The organism is Micromonospora sp. KC606 (assembly GCF_004348675.1).
GTDB lineage: Bacteria > Actinomycetota > Actinomycetes > Mycobacteriales > Micromonosporaceae > Micromonospora.
This window is the reverse complement of sequence record NZ_SMKN01000291.1, coordinates 1-5,863: the sequence shown is the minus strand read 5'-3', so window position 1 is coordinate 5,863 and position 5,863 is coordinate 1. Positions and strand designations below refer to the sequence as shown.

Genomic DNA, 5,863 nt, shown 5'->3' with positions numbered 1-5,863 from the left:
GCGCCACCCCCGTACCCCCCGCGATCAACAGCAACGGCAGGTGCGGCGCCCGGTCGTACGACGACAACGCCGTCCCCGTCGGATGCCCCAACAGCAGCCGATCCCCCGTGCCCAGCCTGCGCACCAGATGCGTGGAAAACCGGCCCGTCGCCCGCACGTGGAACTCGATCGTGCCGTCCGCCCGCGGCGCGTTCGCCGGCGACAGGTACCGCCACACCCGCAACTGCGGCACCTGCACCGGCAACGACTGACCCGGCGCGTAGGTGCACAGGTAGTTCGGCCGCACCGTGAACACCGCCACGTCCGACCGTCGCCGCTCCGCGCCCAGCACCTCCGCCTCCCAGAACGGCGGCGACGACCGCTCCGACTCCGCCGCCCCCGCCAGCATCAACTGCGACACCGCCTCGTACGCCGCCGCCCACTGCTCCTTCAACGCCGGCGTCCAGCCCGGACCCAGGAACCGCTCCAACGTGGCCAACAACGCCTGCCCGACCCACCCGTAGTGCCGCTGCCCCAACGCCACCGGATTGCCCCACTGATCCTGGCCGTGGAACCGACGGTGGTCGGCACCCAACCGCCGCGCGAACACCCCCAACACCGCCGGATCGTCCAGATGCGTAATGATGTGCCCAAGAGCCTGGAGCAGCTTGTCCTCCTGGTACTGCATGTTCGTCGGAAACATCGACCGGGCCTCCGGGGCCACCACGAACAACGTCGCGTAGAAATACTTGGCCGCCTCCGGACCCGCCGCCGAGAACTGGCTCCAACTCTGGCGCAGCGCCGCACTGTCCATACCGTCAGACCTCCTGCGACCGCGCGGTGGCGTGCCGCTCCCGCAGCGTCGACTTCACCACACCACTGGGGTCGTAGACCCGAGGCACCGGCCAGATGTTCGGGTTCGGCACCCGAGTGTCGTAGTAGCGGTGATGCACCGCGTGCAGCGCCGCCCACCCCACACTGCCGTTGAGCCACGACCAGTCACCGTGCACCGGCCGGCCCGCCCGCTCCTCCTGCGCGCAGAACTTCATGAACAGCTCCGACTCGGTGTGCGGATCCGACACCCGCACCCCGGCCGCCGCGAACGAGTGCAGCACCGCCTGGTTGATCACCAGCACCGCCTGCTCCCGCCACAGGTTGTCCTCCCGGGACGTGTCCAAACCCAACGCCCGCGCCACCACCGGCAACTGGTCGTACCGGCCCTGGTCCCCCATGTTCCGGGTACCGATCTCATCACTGAGATAGTGGCCGTTGAACGGCGCGCAACTGTAGTCCACCCCACCGATCCGCAACCGCATGTTGCTGATCACCGGCAGGGCGTGCCACCGCAGCATCAAGTCCGCGAACCACGGATGATCCGGATGCGACAACGCCACCTCACGAACCAACTCCCGCGGCACCCGCACCACCGTCGGCTCCGCCCGCGCCGTCTCGATCACCCACGGCAGCAGGTCGAAGCGCCCCGGCGCCGGCGGCGCACGCCACCCCAACCGCCGCGCCGCCTCCGTCATCCCCACCTGCGCCGGGTCACCCAGCACCGAACCGTCGTCCCGCCGATGCCCGCAGTACCGGACCAACTGGTCGTTCCAGATCCGCGCCCGCGGACCCACCCCCGGCCGGTCCGGCGCGAACACCGTCACCACCGACTGGATCCGCCCACCGTTGTCCCCAGCCACCAGGTGCGCCGACAACTCCCGGGCGATGCCCGCCACCGTCGTCACATGCCGCCGGTCGCGGACCTTCAACCCGGCCCACCGGACCCGGCCCACACACCGCGCCGACTGCCGCCACGCCACCCTCGCCCCGTACACCAACTCGTCGCGGGTGTGCCGGTACGACCCCGTCACCGCGATCTCGTCCCGCACCTGCGCCAACCGCTCGGCCAGCCCCGGCAACCGCCGCTCCCGGTGGAACAACTCCAGGAACCGCGCCGCCTCCTCGGCCACGTCCACGTCGCCCGCCACGACGTCATCACCGGCCGACCGGCCCACCGGCCCCGCCACCGGACAGCCCGACACCGGATGCTCCGCCACGGCGCTACCGGCCCACACCGAGCCCACGCCGACATGGTGGTCTGTATGCACTTCGGCTCTTTTTCCCGTCCTCCGGCAGGCTCCGACGCGACTCGCGTCAGCCACCCGCATCAGCTCGACGCCACCCACCCGAAGTCACTCACCGTGACGATTCGGCGCTCCTGGTGATCGCCCTGGACAGGATTCCTGGGAACGCCACAACTGTCAACAAGACGACCGCCCCACGGAAACACCACAAGGGACACAACCCGGCCAGCCCCTCACCCGACACCAACGCCACCGCGCCGCGCGAAACCCCCTACACACACGACAACGCCGCGGCCGACATCGGCCGCGGCGTTCACACCACACAAACTCAACCCGCCCGACGACGCGCCCGACGTGCCGCCAACTCGTCTCCCACCACCTCCGGCGCCGACCCGACGGACTCCCCGCCACCCGACGTCGCCGGCTCCGCCGGCAGATGCGACAACGAACCCTGGATCTCCTTGAACGCGCCACCGATCGCGATACCGAACACGCCCTGGCCCCCCTGCAACAGGTCGACCACCTCCTCCGGCGACCGGCACTCATACACCGTCGTCCCGTCCGAGATCAGCGTGATCCCCGCCAGATCCTCCACCCCACGCGACCGCAACGCCTCGATCGCCTTGCGGATGTTCTGCAGGGACACCCCGGCATCCAACAACCGCTTCACGACCTTCAACACCACCAGGTCGCGGAACGAGTACAACCGCTGCGTCCCCGAACCCGACGCGTCCCGCACACTCGGCACCACCAGCGACGTCCGCGCCCAGTAATCCAACTGCCGGTAGCTGATCCCCACGGCGTGACAAGCGGTCACACCCCGATAACCCACCGCACCGTCACCGTCCGCGCCCACCACACCCGGCTCGCCCCGCTCCGTGCCCGGCTCAGGAACCCGCGGCTCGTGCATCCCGACAACCTCCCCGTCAGTGCGGTGACACGTCGTTTCCCAGACGCGTACCCCTCGACAAGGCAACCCTACCGACGCACCCAGGCATTACCCCGCAGGAACGACCACGACACGCCGCGCGGGCGACACGACACACCCGCCCATCACCCACAGTGACAACGCTGCCGAAAGACGGCAAACCCCACTCAGCCGGCGAAATCCTCCGGACGCACCTGCTCCAGGAACTCGCGGAACTTCTCCACCTCGTCCTCCTGCTCGTCCGGGATCACAATCCCAGCCTCACTGAGGACCTGCTCCGCACAACGAATCGGCGCACCCACCCGCAACGCCAACGCGATCGAATCACTGGGCCGGGCAGACACCCGCACCCCGTCCCCAATCAGCAGATCCGCGTAGAAGACGTTCTCCTTCAACTCGATGATCTCCACCGCCCGCAACGGCGCCTTCAACGCCGCCAACACGTCCCGCAACAGATCATGCGTCAACGGCCGGGCCGGCTTGACCCCCTGCTGCTCGTAAGCTATCGCCGTAGCCTCGACCGCACCGATCCAAATCGGCAGATAGCGGTCGCCCTCGACCTCCCTGAGCAGGACGATCGGCTGATTGTTCGGCAGCTCCACCCGAACCCCGACCACGCTCAGCTCGCGCACCGCCGCCTCCGTGTCGTCGTCATCCAAGCCCCCACCGCGCCCACCCCTGCACGGTACACGGACCGCGACACGGTCATCCCATGCGCACCAGCCCCACGCCGCGCCAGAAAAGGCTTACCCCGGCAAGCCTACGACACGCTTGCCGGGGCAGATCTCTCCGCACGACACCACCAAGTCACCGACCCAACGTCGACCGCAACCCCACCCGCACCAACGCCGCGTGCAACTGCTGCGACAACGCCACCAACTCCCGCGCCGTCTCCGCCGCCCGCGCCCTCGCCGCCGGATCAGTCTGCCGCACCAACGGCGCCACCAACTGCGCGAACAAACCCACCTCACGATCCGCGGCAGACCGATACCCCCGCAGATGCCGCGGCTCCAACCCGTACGCCGCCAACCCCGCCACCGCCCGCGCAATGATCAACGCATCCGCGTCGTACCAGCCCGGCGGATCCGACACCAGCACACCCAGCCGCTCCAACTCGCCCAACGTCGACTCGTCGACACCGCTGCGCGCCACCAGGTCAGCCCGCCCGAGCCGCAGCTGCGACGACTCGGGCTCCTCCACCGACCGGCCCGGAACCTCACCACCCGGACCCACCGCCACCAACGCCGGCCGCTGCCAACCCGGCGTTTCATCACCGGAATCCCACTGCGCCAACTGCTCACGGATCACCCGCAACGGCAGATACTGATCCCGCTGCGCGGTCAACACGAACCGCAGCCGGGCCACGTCATCCCAGCTGTACTTCCGGTAACCCGCCGCCGTCCGCTGCGGCTCCACCAGCCCCTCGGCCTCCAGGAACCGCAACTTCGAGATCGTGACGTCCGGGAACTCCACCCGCAACTGACCCAGCACCTCACCGATACTCATCAGCGGATGCGCCCGGGCCACCCCAGGCGGCGAGGAAGCCGCAGGCTCGTTCACCCCCGGCCGGCCTCCTCCTCCGGACGCGGACCGGCGATGAACACCACCCGGAACTTACCGATCTGCACCTCGTCGCCATTGCTCAACGTGGCCGCCTCGACCCGCTCCCGGTTCACGTAGGTGCCGTTCAGGCTCCCCACATCCCGCACCGTGAACGTCCCACCATCCCGATGGAACTCCGCGTGCCGCCGTGACACCGTCACGTCATCAAGGAAAATGTCACTGTCCGGATGCCGCCCGCTCGTGGTCACGTCATGGTCCAGCAGGAACCGGGCACCCGCGTTGGGACCACGCCGCACCACCAGCAGCGCCATACCCGGCGGCAACGACCCGGACATCCGGCTCGGCACCACATCGGTGTCCGGACCCTCCAGCACTTCGTCCAACGAACCGAGATTGAGCGTCGAAGTGACGTCGAGCGGGGGGAACTCGTCGCCTGGGCGCGTCATGGGACCACCTCACGGATCAGTTCGGTCAGCGTCAAGGTAATGGCGGGTCTGGCCGCCGGGCAGTCGCACACCCGGCGGCTGGCTCCCCGTGCCCGGGAAGGCAATTACACAACGCTCAACTATGGGATTCTCGGTCGACTGGGCGAGCCTAGCCAGCGCCGAAATGCAGGGCAACCGGACGCGCGGAAACATCATCGTCCCCACGCCCGGCACAGGCAACACTCAGCTCTCGGTGAGCTCGCGGTACGCACCAGCCGTCAACAGCCCGTCCACCGCGGACGGATCATCCGCAACGATCTCCAACAACCAACCCGCACCATACGGATCCGTGTTGATCACCTCAGGGGTGTCGCCCAACGACTCGTTCCGCGCCGCCACCGTACCGCTCACCGGCGAGTAGATCTCCGACACACTCTTGGTCGACTCGATCTCGCCCAGCGGCTCACCCGCGGCCACCACCGCACCCACCACCGGCAGCTGGACGAACACGATGTCACCCAGCGCGTCCTGCGCGAAATGAGTGATACCGACACGGAGCCTGCCGCCATCGGCACCCACCACCCACTCGTGCTCGGCGGTGTAACGCAGATCCTCAGGAATCACCAGACGCGTCCTTCATCCATCGGTGCACCGGACAAACCCGGCGCGGCCGCGCCGGTCACGAGACCGGACGGGCGTGTTCCAGCTTCATCGGCCCGTGCAGCGCCGAAACCTCGGCAACCTCACGCTCCTCGACGATCACGTTACCGCCGTCACCGGCAACCGTCGCGGCCACCCCGCCCGGAATCTTCAACGCCGTCTCCATCGTCGTCGGATCACCGATCACCGTGATCGTGTACGGACCGGACAACGACCGCCCGCCCACCACC

At 68.6% G+C, this 5,863-nt stretch carries 8 protein-coding genes; all 8 read right to left on the bottom strand.

Annotated features, from left to right (window positions below; all coding sequences use genetic code 11):
- Positions 1 to 793 (bottom strand): globin domain-containing protein (locus tag E1193_RS29460; RefSeq protein WP_243707960.1); only part of this gene is annotated, 793 nt, incomplete at its 3' end.
- Positions 794 to 797: 4 nt separating this feature from the next.
- Positions 798 to 1,988, bottom strand: coding sequence for a nitric oxide synthase oxygenase (locus E1193_RS29455; protein ID WP_243707961.1), 1,191 nt, complete (start codon positions 1,986 to 1,988; stop codon positions 798 to 800).
- Positions 1,989 to 2,385: 397 nt separating this feature from the next.
- Entirely contained in the window at positions 2,386 to 2,967 is a 582-nt protein-coding gene (locus tag E1193_RS29450) for a MerR family transcriptional regulator (RefSeq protein ID WP_243707959.1), read from the bottom strand.
- Between the two features lie 185 nt (positions 2,968 to 3,152).
- The gene (locus E1193_RS29445; protein WP_132186424.1) at positions 3,153 to 3,617 is read right to left on the bottom strand and encodes a bifunctional nuclease family protein; all 465 of its coding nucleotides are present in this window, start codon (positions 3,615 to 3,617) and stop codon (positions 3,153 to 3,155) included.
- A gap of 175 nt (positions 3,618 to 3,792) precedes the next feature.
- A complete protein-coding gene (locus tag E1193_RS29440; protein ID WP_207922920.1) occupies positions 3,793 to 4,491 on the bottom strand; it encodes a MerR family transcriptional regulator in 699 nt (232 codons plus the stop codon).
- Positions 4,492 to 4,541: 50 nt separating this feature from the next.
- Entirely contained in the window at positions 4,542 to 4,994 is a 453-nt protein-coding gene (locus tag E1193_RS29435) for an FHA domain-containing protein (protein ID WP_088962138.1), read from the bottom strand.
- A gap of 222 nt (positions 4,995 to 5,216) precedes the next feature.
- A complete protein-coding gene (gcvH, locus tag E1193_RS29430; protein WP_132186422.1) occupies positions 5,217 to 5,597 on the bottom strand; it encodes a glycine cleavage system protein GcvH in 381 nt (126 codons plus the stop codon).
- 55 nt (positions 5,598 to 5,652) lie between these two features.
- Positions 5,653 to 5,863: DUF881 domain-containing protein (locus E1193_RS29425; RefSeq protein ID WP_132186421.1), on the bottom strand; the 211-nt coding region annotated here is incomplete at its 5' end.